Source organism: Staphylococcus sp. Y174-1, assembly GCF_049897865.1.
GTDB lineage: Bacteria > Bacillota > Bacilli > Staphylococcales > Staphylococcaceae > Staphylococcus > Staphylococcus saprophyticus.
In genome coordinates this window covers 589383-604248 of sequence record NZ_JAFCXB010000002.1, presented here as the reverse complement: position 1 = coordinate 604248, position 14866 = coordinate 589383, and the positions used below count along the sequence as shown (strand labels likewise).

Genomic DNA, 14866 nt, shown 5'->3' with positions numbered 1-14866 from the left:
AAAGTGAATCACTGAGTGAGAGCGAGTCATTAAGCGATAGCGAATCATTGAGTGAGAGTGAATCATTAAGTACGAGTGAGTCATTGAGCGAATCTGAGTCGTTAAGTGCTAGTGAATCAATAAGTGAAAGCGAATCATTAAGCGCAAGTGAGTCATTAAGTGAGAGTGAATCACTGAGTGAGAGCGAGTCATTAAGCGATAGCGAATCATTGAGTGAGAGTGAATCATTAAGTACGAGTGAGTCATTGAGCGAATCTGAGTCGTTAAGTGCTAGTGAATCAATAAGTGAAAGCGAGTCATTGAGTGCCAGTGAGTCATTGAGTACGAGCGAATCACTAAGTGCCAGCGAATCATTGAGTGAAAGCGAGTCATTGAGTGAGAGTGAATCATTGAGTGCCAGCGAATCGTTGAGTGAGTCAGAGTCATTAAGTACAAGCGAGTCCTTGAGTGAGAGCGAATCGTTAAGTGAAAGTGAGTCATTAAGCACAAGCGAATCATTAAGCACGAGTGAGTCGTTAAGTGAAAGTGAATCATTGAGTACGAGTGAATCGTTGAGTGCCAGTGAATCATTGAGCGATAGCGAATCATTAAGCACGAGTGAATCATTAAGCGAGAGTGAATCGTTAAGTGAAAGTGAGTCGTTAAGTGCCAGCGAATCATTGAGTGAAAGCGAGTCGTTGAGTGCCAGTGAATCATTGAGTGAAAGCGAGTCGTTGAGTGCCAGTGAATCATTGAGCGAAAGCGGGTCCGAATCGTTGAGCGATAGCGAATCATTAAGCGAGAGTGAGTCATTAAGTGAAAGTGAATCATTAAGTGCCAGCGAGTCTTTAAGTGAATCCGAGTCACTTAGTACAAGTGAATCAATAAGTGAATCTGAATCATTGAGCGATAGCGAGTCAATAAGTGAAAGCGAATCGTTAAGCGAGAGTGAGTCGTTAAGCGAGAGTGAATCATTGAGTGCCAGCGAGTCATTGAGTGCCAGTGAGTCATTGAGTGAGAGTGAATCATTGAGTGCCAGCGAGTCATTGAGTACGAGTGAGTCGTTAAGTGAATCTGAATCATTAAGCGCGAGTGAGTCGTTAAGTGAAAGTGAATCATTGAGTACCAGTGAATCATTGAGCGAGAGCGAATCATTGAGCACAAGCGAATCATTGAGCACAAGCGAATCATTAAGACAGAGTGAATCGTTAAGCGAGAGCGAATCGTTGAGCGATAGCGAATCATTAAGCGAGTCTGAGTCATTAAGTGAGAGTGAATCGTTAAGTACGAGTGGGTCATTAAGTGAGAGTGAATCATTAAGTACGAGTGAATCATTAAGTACGAGTGAGTCATTAAGTGCAAGTGAGTCATTGAGCGAAAGTGAATCACTGAGTGAGAGCGAGTCATTAAGCGAGAGCGAATCGTTGAGTGAGTCCGAGTCATTAAGCGAAAGCGAATCAATAAGTGATAGCGAATCATTAAGTGAGAGTGAGTCGTTAAGCGAAAGTGAATCATTAAGTGCCAGTGAGTCGTTAAGCGAAAGTGAATCATTAAGTGCCAGTGAGTCATTAAGTGAGAGTGAATCACTAAGTGAAAGCGAGTCATTGAGTGCCAGTGAATCAATAAGCGATAGCGAATCATTGAGTGCAAGTGAGTCATTAAGTGAGAGCGAGTCATTAAGTACGAGTGAATCGTTGAGTGCCAGCGAATCGTTGAGTGCCAGCGAGTCATTGAGTGAGAGCGAGTCATTGAGTGAGAGTGAATCGTTAAGTGAAAGTGAGTCATTAAGCGAGAGTGAATCATTGAGTGCCAGTGAATCGTTAAGCACAAGTGAATCGTTGAGTGCCAGCGAATCAATAAGCGATAGCGAATCATTGAGTGAGAGTGAGTCATTAAGCGAAAGTGAATTATTAAGCGATAGCGAATCATTGAGTGCTAGTGAATCAATAAGTGAGAGTGAATCATTGAGCGAAAGTGAATCACTAAGTGAAAGTGAGTCATTGAGTGAGAGTGAGTCATTAAGCGAGTCCGAATCGTTGAGCGATAGCGAATCATTGAGTGCCAGTGAATCGTTAAGCACAAGTGAATCGTTGAGTTTAAGCGAATCATTGAGTGCCAGCGAGTCATTGAGTGAGAGCGAGTCATTGAGTGAGAGCGAGTCATTGAGTGAGAGCGAGTCATTGAGTGAGAGTGAATCATTGAGTGCCAGCGAGTCATTGAGTGAGAGTGAGTCGTTAAGTGAAAGTGAATCACTAAGTGAAAGCGAGTCGTTAAGTAAAAGTGGATTATTGAGTACCAGTGAATCGTTGAGCGATAGCGAATCATTAAGCGAGTCTGAGTCATTAAGTGAGAGTGAATCGTTAAGTACGAGTGAGTCATTAAGCGAAAGCGAATCAATAAGTGAAAGCGAATCGTTGAGTGCCAGTGAATCATTGAGCGAAAGCGAGTCACTAAGTGAGAGTGAATCACTAAGCGCAAGCGAGTCGTTAAGTGCTAGTGAGTCATTAAGCGAGTCCGAATCGTTGAGCGATAGCGAATCATTAAGTGAGAGTGAATCATTGAGCACAAGTGAATCATTAAGTGAGAGCGAATCTTTAAGTGCAAGTGAATCGTTGAGTGAGTTAGAGTCAATAAGCGAAAGCGAATCATTAAGTGCCAGCGAGTCTTTAAGTGAATCCGAGTCACTTAGTACAAGTGAATCAATAAGTGAAAGCGAATCGTTGGGTGCCAGTGAGTCAATAAGTGAATACGAATCATTAAATAGACACCTAAATAATGATGGAAACTATGAAAAAGAGAAAGATAAATTACCAGATACAGGTAATGAAGATAAACATAATGGGTTGATACCATTACTTACTGCGCTTGGAGGAATCATACTCCTTAGAAGACGTAGAAATAATGAAATTCAAGATAAATAAAAAAGAGCCTGCACTTTCAAAAATAGAAAGTGCAGGCTCTTATATTAATATTCTAATTTTTTGAACATTTTCAAACCTACTAAGTAGCAAATGACTGAGTACAATAGAGTTGTTAATATCATTAAACCTAGTTTTGTTAGTAAGTCTGAAGGCGTAATCGCATGATCATAACCATTTGGAAATAAATATTTGAGTCCATGAATCATTGGTGCAATAACCATAAACATAAGTAAAACAATAACGCTTAAAATATTAAATCCAGTAGACAATTTCATAGATAACATGACTGAAAAGCATATTGCAATTAAAGTAATGCAGAAAATACCGACGATACATAATATTGTACTGTAATTAGTTTCTTGAACATTCGATAAGAAAGCACCGGAAGCATAATCATATTGATGTATATACGTAAAATACAAAATTTCAGAAGACACAAATAATATTACATAATATATTATATACATAGAGAATAAGGCGACTAACTTTGAATTATATAGACGTATTCGGCTGATATCTTTATAAAAGATTAATCTACCAGATTCATATTCTTCAAAAAATAAATAACTGACAAAATATGTCATAAGAATCAATGGTACGGCAAATTGAGATTGTGCAAGTAAAATACCATAATAAAATTCTAAACCAGAGAGTGAATTCGTCTCTCCTCCAATTTGCATAAAATTGGTAGGTAGTATAAGTGTGATTAAATATAAAAATGGATAAAGTGCTATTGCATAAAAGATAATTGCAGAGTTACGCGAAGATACTGTAGTGAAAATATTTTTAATTAACATATCATCATTTCCTTTCGAACCCATCGAAATATTGATATAAGTTATCTTGTTCATTAATCGTGTTTTCTAAAGTGTAGTATTTAACTAAATAATTTATGATTTCATTATATTCTTCAGAACCTGACTGCATGATAACTGCTTTTTCCTCAATATCTTTTATTGTAGAAAACAAATTGAGAAGTTCCTGACGATGTTCTGGATATATTTGTTCTTTTACTACAATTTTTATCAATTGTTCTTTATTGAAATCAATATTTTGGAGTTTTCCTTCTTTTAAAAGAACAAAGCGATCACAGACTTCTGCTAATTCATTTAATTGATGACTAGAAATAAGTAATGCGGTTCCTTTTTTACTAGCCCAAGTTCTTAACGAGTGAATGAGTGTATTAACACCGTCTGGATCCAGACCAACAAAAGGTTCATCCATAATAGCTATTTCAGGTTCATCAACTAAACACATAGCTAGTGATAAGCGTTGTTTCATACCAAAAGAAAAATCTTTTACCTTTTTGCCATATGTATGTGATAAACCTACGAGATCTAATATATTATCGATATTTTTTAAGTACTGCGTTTTATGATTAACTTTTAAATAATAAGTTAAATTCTTTTTAGCTGAAAAGTGTTTGAAATGAACCGTATTAATCATGATACCTACATTTTTAAGTATATTATGATGTTGGAAAATATCTATGTCATTTAAAAATATAGCACCTGAAGTAGGTCGTTTTGTTTTAGCAATCATTTTCATAAATGTTGTTTTACCTGCGCCGTTTTTTCCAATTACACCTACGACTTCTCCACGGTTTATGGTTAATGAAACACCGTCAATAACATTAAAATCGGCTTCTTTAAAACGTTTATAAAGGTCATCTATTTTTAACATAATGTCCTCCTTTGAACTAATAGAGTTTTAATGAAATTTATATGAATTGTTGATGTTACGCTTATATAAGTTAATTTTAACAACGAGAATGAATTTGTTAAATATAGTAAATAAGTTGTTTTATTAAAAATTTATGTATTCTACTTACAATTTAATTTATATATTTTTAGTTTATAAAAAAAGGGATTTACTAGATTTTTGAAATCGCAATTGACAATGATTTTTAAGGAGAGTATGATAGATAACTGTATAAGGGGTGTACTATTCAAAAGATATGATCTATCCCTCATCAATTTGAATAGTAAACAATAGCCTAAGGTGGATTTCATGCGTTCTTGGGTTTAATTTTAACCTAATAGTACACAAGGTGTACAATTTAAAAATAGGAAGGTAGAAGAAAATGTTTAATGAATTTAAATTTATTTTCAGAAATAAAATGTTAATCATAGCACTTATTGCAATAGCAGCTATCCCGCTATTATATGTTGCTTTATTCGTAGGTTCTATGTGGAGCCCATATGATAAGACAGATCAATTGAAAATTTCAATTGTAAACCAAGATCAAAGTGCAAAGCTAAATGGTGAAAAGGTTACAATAGGTGATGATGTTGTCGACAAATTAAAAGATAACGATAAATTTGATTTTCAAGAAGTTTCAAAAAAAGAGGCATTTAATCAATTAGAAAAAGGTAAAAGTGTAGGAACTATCATTATACCTAAAGATGCCTCTAGTAACGCTACAACATTATTAGATAAAAATCCTAAAAAAATAAATATTGAAACACAAGTCAATCCAGGGTCTAGTTATACTGGTAGTCAATCAGCACAAAAAGCAATTAATACGGTAACAAATTCAATTAAGGATAATATTCGTACCAATTATTTAGATCAATTATTTGCTAGTGCTAAAAAATCACAATCTGGATTCAAGGATACTTCAAATGCATTAGGTGACATGTCTGATGCAGAATCACAATTGATTGATGGTAATCAGCAAGTAACGGATGGATTGAAACAATTAGCACCAACAGTAGGACAACCTGCACAGCAATTAATTTCAGGCAATCAACAAGTCACAGATGGACTTAATCAATTGCAACAAAATAATGATCAATTAAAAGCGCAAATAGACCAATCTGTAGAGCAACAAGACGGCGTTGCTTTTGAAGGTGACAATGAAAAAGCGTTAAATAATGTAACGAAAGTAAATGAAAATAATGCTACAGAAGCCGATAAATATGGTGAAACAATCGTGCCTTATATGGCGAGTGTTAGTTTATTTGTAGGTGCTGTGTCATTTAGTGCAATATACCCACTGAGAAAAATGTTAACTAAAGATGTTACATCACTAAAACAAGCATTCGGTAAGTTATTATTGTATCTCGTACAAGGTGCGGTATCTGCGTTATTGATGAGTAGTTGGGCGATATTTGCACTTAATATGTCTATAGATAACATTGGTAAATTTATCTTAGTCGGATTGCTATGGGCAATTGCAGCAATTACTATTACGACATTCTTAAGTTTATTATTAGATCGAATTGGTCTATTCATATCTATGGTTTTACTCATATTACAATTAAGTGCGAGTGAAGGTATGTTCCCAATAGAGTTATCAGCACAATTCTTTAGATGGATTCACCCATTCTCTCCAATGTCATATGCGATACAGGGTTATAGAGAAGCCATCTTTACAAATGCAGGACACTTTAACTTTGGATTTGTAGTAGCATTGCTCGTTGGTATTATTGTCATAATGATGATTTTACAATATTTAGTATTACTATGGTTTAACAAAAGACAACGTGTACCATTTTCAATAGAATTTAAATAAGTGCAATACGGAGGTGACTTATTTGGAAAACGTAGATAAAACAATTGAAGAAGCAATTACGAAATTTCAGATAGTTATGTTGCATTTAAATAAAGAGATAGTTGAAATTGTTAAAGAGACAGGTTTAAGTAATTTACTTTCAAGAGAACAAATTGATGCGATGAGAATTATAAAAAATGAAGGCAAAGTAACAATTAATGAATTAGCGGGTTTACAAAATATTTTTAAAACTGCTGCTTCTAAACGCATCGCAAAATTAGAAGAAATGGGCTATGTACAACGCGCTTATTCAGATAATAAACGTATTAAACTGATTATGTTAAGTGACGAAGGTGAAACATTTTTACAGAGAGCGACTGCAGTGATGACCGAAGCAGTAAAAGATCGACTAGGTAATAAATTTACTGCCGAAGAAGTACATCATTTCGTTGAGCAACTTACGCATATCGATATTGCGTTTAAAGCACATAAGTAGTTAATAGATGTACTTGTGGCATTTACAAATGTGCGAATTATAATATAAAAAGTGCCAATTCGATTCTATAGGATATTGGCACTTTTTATTTAACATTTTTTATGAAAATATAAGACATACGTAATTCAGCGAACATTATTATTTGTAAAAAATGTACTTCAATATTAACAATTAGTATAATTACTGTATAATTAAATATTTTTAAAAAGATTGTAGGTAAAGATTATTGTCCTAATAAATTTATTTTAAAAATTACAGGAGGTATATTGTTATGAAAAGAACAATGGAACGTGTACTGACGTGGATTGGTATCGTCTTACAAATACTTGGTGTTGTACTAATGGCTGTTCTAATACCTATGATGGGTAACGGCGAGGTCAAAGAAGCATTCATTAGTCAAATGATGCAAGAAGATAGTAGTTTCACGTATGAAGACGGAAATACGATATTTAGCACTTTTAGTGGTCTTTTGACTACTGGTTTAGTCTTAGGTATTATACTATTAATCATAGCGCTTATAGCAGTATTTTTAATTAGCAAAAAGGCAAAAGTGGCAGGCGTTTTATTAATTATCGCTGGTGTGATTTCATTCTTAGGAAATTGGATAAATGCGGTTTTATGGCTTGTTGCAGGTATCATGTTGTTAGTGAGAAAGCCGAAAGAACCAATTTATGACAAAGAAGAAGATGACGATGTAAATCCATATATTAAAGATGGATCTCAAGTGAATGAGCGTAATAACTCATTTATTTTATCTGAAGAGCAAAAAGAAAATGAGCAAGAGACAATAAAGGATGCTTACTCACAATCTAAAGATGATAATAAAACGGATTTAGATAACTTAGATGATTTAGATGAAAGATCAAAAAAAGTGAAAGAAGATCCTTATAAGTATTAAATGATACTTTGTTAATTTGTATATCTAAATAGACTGGCTACTAAATGTAGCCTAGTCTATTTTATAATACATCGATTGCAAACTAATGTTTAAAGCAATTATGTATATAAACTTAGAAAAATTGTGATATATTTTAATAAAATGAGATTAAAAGTAGTTAAATATTAAAATGGGGTGAGAAAGATGATGATGGCATTAGGCATGCTATTGCCTGTTTTGGTGGTTGGTTTTATTACTATGTCCATATTGGAAGAAAGAAAAAGAAATCGTAATAAAAAGAAAGATAAATAATTGTTATCAGAGTGAAAAGCTTATGCAGCTTTTTGTGTATATAACGTAAGAACACATATAAGTAAAAATCGAATTTCCAAAGAAAGATTTCATAGTGCCTACGCAAAAAGGATGATTAGTCTGTAGGAATGGAAAAGTCGTTTTATAGCGTAGTAGGATTTTAGGGTTAATTAGGCCGAGACATATAAAGATGTTTCGGTCTTTTTTCTTGTGAACTGAAAAATTATAGCAGTTTAAAAAATTAAGATATGGCATAAGGATGATGTTATTGAGATGCATAAAATGTTTAACGTGAAACATAATGATTTTAAATTAATGGTTAAAGTCAAACGATTAATATTCTGATATGATTAATAGTAATATAGGTTAAATAGCAAAGTTATAAAATGCAACTTCAATCATAAATAACTAAAGCGCAACAAAGGGGGATGCTTATGAGTGAAATGTTATATATACTACAGACTGTACTTTTACCTATTTTTATCATGATATTTTTAGGATACATACTGCAAAAGAAATTTACATTAGATTTAAATACATTGGCCAAACTTAATATCTATGTCTTTGTGCCGGGATTTATTTTTGTGAAATTTTACAAGACGCATTTTGCGTTAAGTTTATTGTTTTACATTATCATTTTCTTCGTAATCTATATGTTTGTACTATTTCTTATTGGTAAGTTATTGTCTATGTTCCGTAAAACGGATAAAGGGGAGACAACAACGCTTACAAACAGTCTGATGTTCTTTAATTCGGGCAACTACGGTGTCCCAGTAAATGATTTAGTTTTCAAAGGTGATCCATTAGCAATGTCTGTTCAAGTTATTGTGTTATCTTTGCAGAACATATTCACGTTTTCTTATGGTGTATTTGCGATTCAATCTTTACATATAGGAAAGTTAAAGGCACTTTTAGGTTATTTTAAAATGCCTGTGTTATATGCATTATTACTAGCAATTATATTAAATTACAATCATATACCTATTCCTGAATTTATTTGGACACCAGCGAATTATGTTGCCGATGCTATGATTGCGATTGCGTTATTAATGCTAGGTGCTCAAATATCTAATATCAAATTTAGTTTGAAGTGGTCCAAATCCTATGCGTATGTTTTTATAAGATTGATTATAGGGCCCTTGATTGCCCTTGTTATTATCAAAATCATGGGGATAGAGGGCATCATAGCTCAAACATTATTCATCGCATCAGCAATGCCAACGTCTGTAAATAGTTCAGTTATCGCACAAGAATATGATAATCATCCTGAATTAGCAGCAGAACTTGTCTTTTTATCTACTTTATTAAGTGCCATTACAGTTGTCATCGTGATATACATGTCTAAAATATTATTTTAATAGGAGCAGCTATATCATGATGTGCTTGCTCATGAAATTAAAAAAAGGTGAATATAAGTGATTAAATTATGATTTTAAGTCACTTATGTTCACCTTTGATTTTATTATATGATTCAAGTATTTAAAATTCTACTACTGTATATTGACGTAATGTCTTTTGAAAAGGTGGCTTGTCAGCTTCATCATTTTTAGATTTTTTATGCATTGCCTTATGCTCTTCAACATGAGAAGGTCTAGCAACCCAATTTTGAAAATCTTTTTTCTCATCCCATTTACTTACAACAACATATTCAACATCATCTGATTTAGATTTTGTCCACACTTCTGATGATTTTAAACCAGCCACATTATGCAACTCGGATTGTGTTTTCTTTACTTTATTATATAGTTGTTGTTCATTTTCCTTGTTAGTCGAAAAAGCAACTTCTGCTACAAACATTACAATCCCTCCTTATAAATTAAATACATATATTATTTTAGCACTAATAAATTTTTCGCTCTAATGAAAATTTCAAAATAAAATTCACAAAGTGTTAATAAACTTTTGACGAATTTGTTAATGTCTATCTTCAGATTTGAAACACAATATATAGTGTTTTATATTTAATGTATATACTATATATAGAAATGAGGGTTAATATGAACAAACTTGAAAAAAATTTAAAGCATCTCATTACGAAAGATCCAACTGTAGTTAATGAAAATGCTAATAAGGATAGTGCTACATTTTCGACTATGAGAGATTTAACAGCAGGTGTAGTGTCTAAGTCGTATGCTTTGGATTATTTATTACCTAAGCATGTCGCTCAAGCCCATGAAGCAGGAGACATTCATTTTCATGATTTAGACTATCATCCATTCCAACCACTCACGAATTGTTGTTTAATTGATGCAGAAAGTATGTTGTCACATGGCTTTCAAATAGGTAATGCGACCGTAACGTCACCGAAATCTATACAGACTGCATCAGCACAATTAGTACAAATTATTGCTAATGTGTCTAGTAGTCAATACGGCGGCTGTACAATAGATCGCGTTGATGAATTGTTGAGTAAATACGCAAAATTTAATGAAATGAAACATCGACAAATTGCAGAAAAATTTGTACATGAGTCAGTCATTGATACATATGTAGATGAGCGAGTAACGCAAGACATTGGGGATGCCATTGAGAGTCTCGAGTATGAAATCAATACGCTATACACTTCGAATGGGCAGACACCTTTTGTTACACTCGGCTTTGGATTAGGAACTGATCGATATAGCCGCAAGATTCAAGAAGCGATATTATCTACTAGAATTAAAGGGTTAGGTAAAGACCGAATTACTGCAATTTTTCCTAAATTAGTTTTTTCAATTAAAAGAGGTGTTAATTTAAATGAGTCAGATCCTAATTATGACATTAAGCAGCTCGCTTTAGAATGTTCAACTAAACGCATGTATCCAGATATATTAAACTATGATAAAACAGTGGAACTATTAGGAGATTTTAAAGCACCTATGGGTTGCCGATCATTTTTACCTGCATGGAAAGATAAAGACGGTCATTATGAGAATAATGGCCGCTGTAATCTAGGTGTGGTAACACTGAATGTACCAAGGATTGCTCTGGAATCAAAAGGTGACATGGAAGCTTTTTGGAAAATATTTCATCAGCGTATGGCCATAATGCACGATGCACTGGTTTATCGAATTGAACGTATTGCACAAGCTACGCCAGAGAATGCACCGATTTTATATCAAAACGGGGCATTTAAACACAGATTAAAAGAAACAGATGACATTATGACATTATTTAAAGGGCAACGTGCAACTTTGTCTATAGGATATATTGGGCTATATGAAGCGGCAACGGTATTTTATGGGCCTCATTGGGAACGTTTATCTAAAGCCAAAGCATTTACATTAGATATATTAAAATCCATGAAAGCATATCAGTTAAAATGGACAGAGCAATACGATATTTGGTTTAGTATCTATAGCACACCAAGTGAATCCTTAACGGATCGTTTTTGTCGACTAGATCGTGAACAATTTGGAGAAATAGCTGATATCACAGATAAAGGTTATTATCAAAATTCATTCCATTATGATGTTAGAAAAGATGTGACGCCTTTTGAGAAAATTGATTTTGAAAAAGATTATCCAGAATATGCGAGTGGTGGTTATATCCATTATTGCGAGTACCCGAAGTTAAATCATAATTTAAAGGCATTAGAAGCGGTTTGGGATTATGCTTACGATAAAGTAAGTTATTTAGGCACAAATATCCCAATTGACCATTGCAGAAAATGTGGATTTGACGGAGATTTTAAAACAACTGCAAAAGGCTATCAGTGTCCGCAATGTGGCAATGATGATCCTAAGTCGGTAGATGTGGTTAAACGTACGTGTGGCTATTTAGGCAATCCTGTTCAACGCCCTACGATAGAAGGTCGCCATAAAGAAATGTGCGCGCGCGTTAAACATTTGAAAGATGCATCAGTATGAATATTTTAAAAATAAGACATGGGCAAGGCCATATCGCTAAAATAGAAGCACAAAGCTTTGTAGATGGTGAAGGTGTGCGTTGCAGTCTATATGTTTCAGGTTGCCCATTTGCCTGTGAAAATTGTTATAATAAAGTGGCTCAAAATTTTAAATACGGTGAGCCATTTCATGAAGACACATTAGAAGAAATTATGGCATACTGTGCGCCAAATTATATTTCAGGACTCAGTATCCTTGGTGGCGAACCTTTTTGTAATGTAGATATCACTTTGAAGTGTGCTCAAACTTTTAGAAAACGTTTTGGAAATACCAAATCATTATGGGTATGGACTGGTTTTTTATTTGAATATTTAGAGCGAGATTCAGCAGAAAGAAAGACATTGCTTGAGCTCATTGACGTCTTAGTAGATGGTCCATTTATTAATCATTTATATAGACCTAATTTACCGTATAAAGGCTCAATGAATCAACGCGTGATCGATGTTCAAGCATCATTGCAAAGGCGCAGGGTGTGTGAGTATATCAAAAGTTAATTATAATATACATGATTTGCTCAAAGGCATTAATGTAAGTTAGATGAAATAAGCGTGAATTGGTTGTAAAATAGATATCCAAACAAAACAATTATGAATCATCAAAATATAAGTCATCATAATGTAAAGGAGTAGATAATGTATGTGTACAGGATTTTCATTTTTATCAAAAAGTAAGCAGGCGATACTTGGTCGAACAATGGACTTTGTTTATCACTTAGAGGGTCAACCTGCAGTACAACCACGTCATTTCTATTGGGAATCGCGTGTCGAATATAAAGGTAAAACACAATATGGCTTCATTGGTGCAGGAAGTGACATGGAAGGATTCTTATTTGGTGATGGGTTAAATGAGCACGGTGTAGGTGTATCGATACAGTATTTTAGAGGCTATGCTTCATATGCGACAGAAGTGCGTAAAGGATATATGAATATCGCTCAAAATGAAGTGATTACATGGGTGCTTGGCTATAATAAAAATATTGATGACTTGATTGAAAATGGTAAGCAAGTAAATGTTGTCGCACACGTGCTTAATGATATTGCTGAAGTCCCACCATTACATTATCATATTACAGATGATACAGGTCGTTCAGTTGAACTTACTTTCCAGGATGGGAAAATTGTAATTAACGAGAATCCAATCGGTGTTTTGACAAATAATCCAGATTTAAATTGGCATTATGAGAATTTAAGAAATTATACAGCTGTCACACCGCATAAACCCGAAGCTAAAAATGTCATGGGCCAATCATTAGGCTCTTTAGGCAATGAAGGTGGTACTTATGGATTGCCTGGTGGTTATACGTCACCGGAACGATTCATTAAAACAGCTTATTTGAAAAATTATTTAATTGGAAGTGAAGATCCAGAATACGATGTGATGGATGCTTTTAAATTATTAGATAGTGTGAGTATACCTAAAGGCGCTGTCTTAGATGAAAACGGCGATATGCATTATACGTTATATCAAACGGTATTTAATTTAACAACTCGCACAATGTACCTCAAGTGGTATGACACAAATCAAATTACCGAATTACAATTAACAGAAGATTTGATTTTAAAAGAAGACATGACAATATTTGAACCAGTCCAAGGATTTGTAACAAATAAATTGAATCATACATCTTCATAAATATGAATAAAATGGTCTCGTGATTTATTTTTATGATAGACAGAAGCGGTGCCGAGAACCTATTTCTAATTTAGGATTCTTGGCACCGTTTTATTTTTGAAAGTAATAGGTAGATGTGGGATTAAATAGTCAGATTTTGGAATGCAATCATTCAAGTTTTAGATGAAAAAATTGAACAACAATTTAAATAGGGTGTAACGTAAGTGCATTAAATATATTTGAAATATGTTATCTAAATCAAAACACCTAATGCATTTATTTTTAAGATTGTTATTTTCAGCCTTCTTTATAAATCATGTAATTTCTCTTCAATTTCTGTTCTTTGATTTTCCATAAAATCGGGGAGGTTCAGTTTTTTACCTAAATCTTTAATCGCTGTATCTACTGTAAAACCAGGTGCTGCCGTTGCAAATTCAAACATAATGCTATTATGGCGATAGTAAAGGGATTTGAAAAAGTAGCGATCAATGATGCCACTATGATTTCCCGGGTTATGATTGATTGTATCTAACACAGCGTACAAATCTGAATCATTTGGCGTATTGACTGCAATATGATGCACATAACCTTGTCCAGGTCGAGCACGTGAACCTTGTTCTTCAACTAAGACAAAATCCGTATAGAGCCCATCAGAATCTAATGTCAATACAGTTTCATCTACATTTTTTCTTAACGAATAACGTAAGTCATTTTTTAAAAAATGAAGTGTTGGTTGAATGTCGCGTAAGCGCAGTTCCACTGGCCCCATACCTAAAATTTGATATGCTTCTGGAATATCTGTATAAGGATTTTTTCTCCAAGCGTTAGGTGTGTTGCGATGGTTATTTGCAAGTAATAATATTTCTAAACCATCCATATCTTTGAATAACAGCGCATGATGATTTAAATAAGTCATTTGTGTTGTTGTGATATGCTGTTCATTTAAACGACGTTCAAAGTAAGTCAATGCAGATTCATCGGGAACGAGTAGTGATACGCGATGTATACTGTTCGTACCTGGACGGTTTTTACCTAAATTTGGAATTTCGAAAAAGCTAAGCAATGTCCCTGGTGTACCGATTTCATCTCCATAAAATAAATGGTACATCGTTGGATTATCTTGATTTACAGATTTTTCAACTAGGCGTAGGCCTAATGTCTGTGTGTAAAAATTTTTATTGATTTGTGCACCTTTTGTATACATTGAAATATGATGATGTCCGATAATATTCATAAAAGAGACCTCCAAAAGCAATTTATATCATAATTGCTATAATCATTTCCTTT

Annotated in this window: 11 protein-coding genes and 2 pseudogenes (1 of these 13 running past the window's edge); 9 read left to right on the top strand and 4 right to left on the bottom strand. The window is 33.8% G+C overall.

Annotated elements, in window-relative coordinates; all coding sequences use genetic code 11:
• Both ACP7BT_RS09725 and ACP7BT_RS09720 read left to right on the top strand, forming a co-directional pair.
• A pseudogene (locus tag ACP7BT_RS09725) lies at positions 1-164 on the top strand (SdrD B-like domain-containing protein); its annotated part reaches 6607 nt to the left of the window's first position; the annotation flags it as partial.
• A 153-nt stretch (positions 165-317) separates the two neighbouring features.
• A pseudogene (locus ACP7BT_RS09720) lies at positions 318-2741 on the top strand (hypothetical protein); the annotation flags it as partial.
• Positions 2742-2944: 203 nt separating this feature from the next.
• On the opposite strand, the gene ACP7BT_RS09715 reads toward ACP7BT_RS09720, so the two are convergent.
• Entirely contained in the window at positions 2945-3721 is a 777-nt protein-coding gene (locus ACP7BT_RS09715; RefSeq protein WP_228482843.1) for an amino acid transporter, read from the bottom strand.
• Entirely contained in the window at positions 3702-4583 is an 882-nt protein-coding gene (locus ACP7BT_RS09710; RefSeq protein ID WP_041079884.1) for an ABC transporter ATP-binding protein, read from the bottom strand. The genes ACP7BT_RS09715 and ACP7BT_RS09710 overlap by 20 nt, the downstream gene beginning before the upstream one ends.
• A 400-nt stretch (positions 4584-4983) precedes the next feature.
• Between ACP7BT_RS09710 and ACP7BT_RS09705 the strand changes: the two genes are divergently transcribed.
• The 4 genes from ACP7BT_RS09705 (at position 4984) to ACP7BT_RS09690 (ending at position 9439) form a co-directional block, all read left to right on the top strand.
• The gene (locus ACP7BT_RS09705; RefSeq protein WP_002482085.1) at positions 4984-6417 is read left to right on the top strand and encodes a YhgE/Pip family protein; all 1434 of its coding nucleotides are present in this window, start codon (positions 4984-4986) and stop codon (positions 6415-6417) included.
• 22 nt (positions 6418-6439) lie between these two features.
• The gene (locus ACP7BT_RS09700; protein ID WP_041079885.1) at positions 6440-6892 is read left to right on the top strand and encodes a MarR family winged helix-turn-helix transcriptional regulator; all 453 of its coding nucleotides are present in this window, start codon (positions 6440-6442) and stop codon (positions 6890-6892) included.
• 271 nt (positions 6893-7163) lie between these two features.
• Positions 7164-7790: a DUF4064 domain-containing protein gene (locus ACP7BT_RS09695; protein ID WP_041079886.1), complete on the top strand. Its 627-nt coding sequence runs from the start codon at positions 7164-7166 to the stop codon at positions 7788-7790.
• 725 nt (positions 7791-8515) lie between these two features.
• Positions 8516-9439, top strand: coding sequence for an AEC family transporter (locus tag ACP7BT_RS09690; RefSeq protein WP_011302140.1), 924 nt, complete (start codon positions 8516-8518; stop codon positions 9437-9439).
• Between the two features lie 121 nt (positions 9440-9560).
• Here ACP7BT_RS09690 and ACP7BT_RS09685 read toward each other — a convergent pair whose 3' ends face one another.
• Entirely contained in the window at positions 9561-9878 is a 318-nt protein-coding gene (locus ACP7BT_RS09685) for an antibiotic biosynthesis monooxygenase family protein (RefSeq protein WP_002482089.1), read from the bottom strand.
• Between the two features lie 200 nt (positions 9879-10078).
• Here ACP7BT_RS09685 and nrdD point away from each other — a divergent pair, with 200 nt between their 5' ends.
• The 3 genes from nrdD (at position 10079) to ACP7BT_RS09670 (ending at position 13600) form a co-directional block, all read left to right on the top strand.
• A complete protein-coding gene (gene nrdD / locus ACP7BT_RS09680) occupies positions 10079-11929 on the top strand; it encodes an anaerobic ribonucleoside-triphosphate reductase (RefSeq protein ID WP_041079887.1) in 1851 nt (616 codons plus the stop codon).
• The gene (gene nrdG, locus ACP7BT_RS09675) at positions 11926-12462 is read left to right on the top strand and encodes an anaerobic ribonucleoside-triphosphate reductase activating protein (RefSeq protein WP_002482091.1); all 537 of its coding nucleotides are present in this window, start codon (positions 11926-11928) and stop codon (positions 12460-12462) included. Before nrdD ends, nrdG begins: the two co-directional genes overlap by 4 nt.
• Positions 12463-12604: 142 nt before the next feature.
• Complete coding sequence (locus ACP7BT_RS09670) at positions 12605-13600, top strand: choloylglycine hydrolase family protein (RefSeq protein ID WP_037537469.1); 996 nt, start codon at positions 12605-12607, stop codon at positions 13598-13600.
• 286 nt (positions 13601-13886) lie between these two features.
• Here ACP7BT_RS09670 and ACP7BT_RS09665 read toward each other — a convergent pair whose 3' ends face one another.
• Positions 13887-14813, bottom strand: a complete 927-nt coding sequence (locus tag ACP7BT_RS09665; RefSeq protein ID WP_041079888.1) for a VOC family protein — start codon at positions 14811-14813, stop codon at positions 13887-13889.
• Between the last annotated feature and the right edge of the window lie 53 nt (positions 14814-14866).

Excerpts from the sequence above, each read along its gene's own strand:
- ACP7BT_RS09715 (WP_228482843.1), bottom strand. The coding sequence starts at position 3,721 with ATGGGTTCGAAAGGAAATGATGATATGTTAATTAAAAATATTTTCACT.
- ACP7BT_RS09710 (WP_041079884.1), bottom strand. The coding sequence starts at position 4,583 with ATGTTAAAAATAGATGACCTTTATAAACGTTTTAAAGAAGCCGATTTT.
- ACP7BT_RS09705 (WP_002482085.1), top strand. The coding sequence starts at position 4,984 with ATGTTTAATGAATTTAAATTTATTTTCAGAAATAAAATGTTAATCATA.
- ACP7BT_RS09695 (WP_041079886.1), top strand. The coding sequence starts at position 7,164 with ATGAAAAGAACAATGGAACGTGTACTGACGTGGATTGGTATCGTCTTA.
- ACP7BT_RS09690 (WP_011302140.1), top strand. The coding sequence starts at position 8,516 with ATGAGTGAAATGTTATATATACTACAGACTGTACTTTTACCTATTTTT.
- ACP7BT_RS09685 (WP_002482089.1), bottom strand. The coding sequence starts at position 9,878 with ATGTTTGTAGCAGAAGTTGCTTTTTCGACTAACAAGGAAAATGAACAA.
- nrdD (WP_041079887.1), top strand. The coding sequence starts at position 10,079 with ATGAACAAACTTGAAAAAAATTTAAAGCATCTCATTACGAAAGATCCA.
- nrdG (WP_002482091.1), top strand. The coding sequence starts at position 11,926 with ATGAATATTTTAAAAATAAGACATGGGCAAGGCCATATCGCTAAAATA.
- ACP7BT_RS09670 (WP_037537469.1), top strand. The coding sequence starts at position 12,605 with ATGTGTACAGGATTTTCATTTTTATCAAAAAGTAAGCAGGCGATACTT.
- ACP7BT_RS09665 (WP_041079888.1), bottom strand. The coding sequence starts at position 14,813 with ATGAATATTATCGGACATCATCATATTTCAATGTATACAAAAGGTGCA.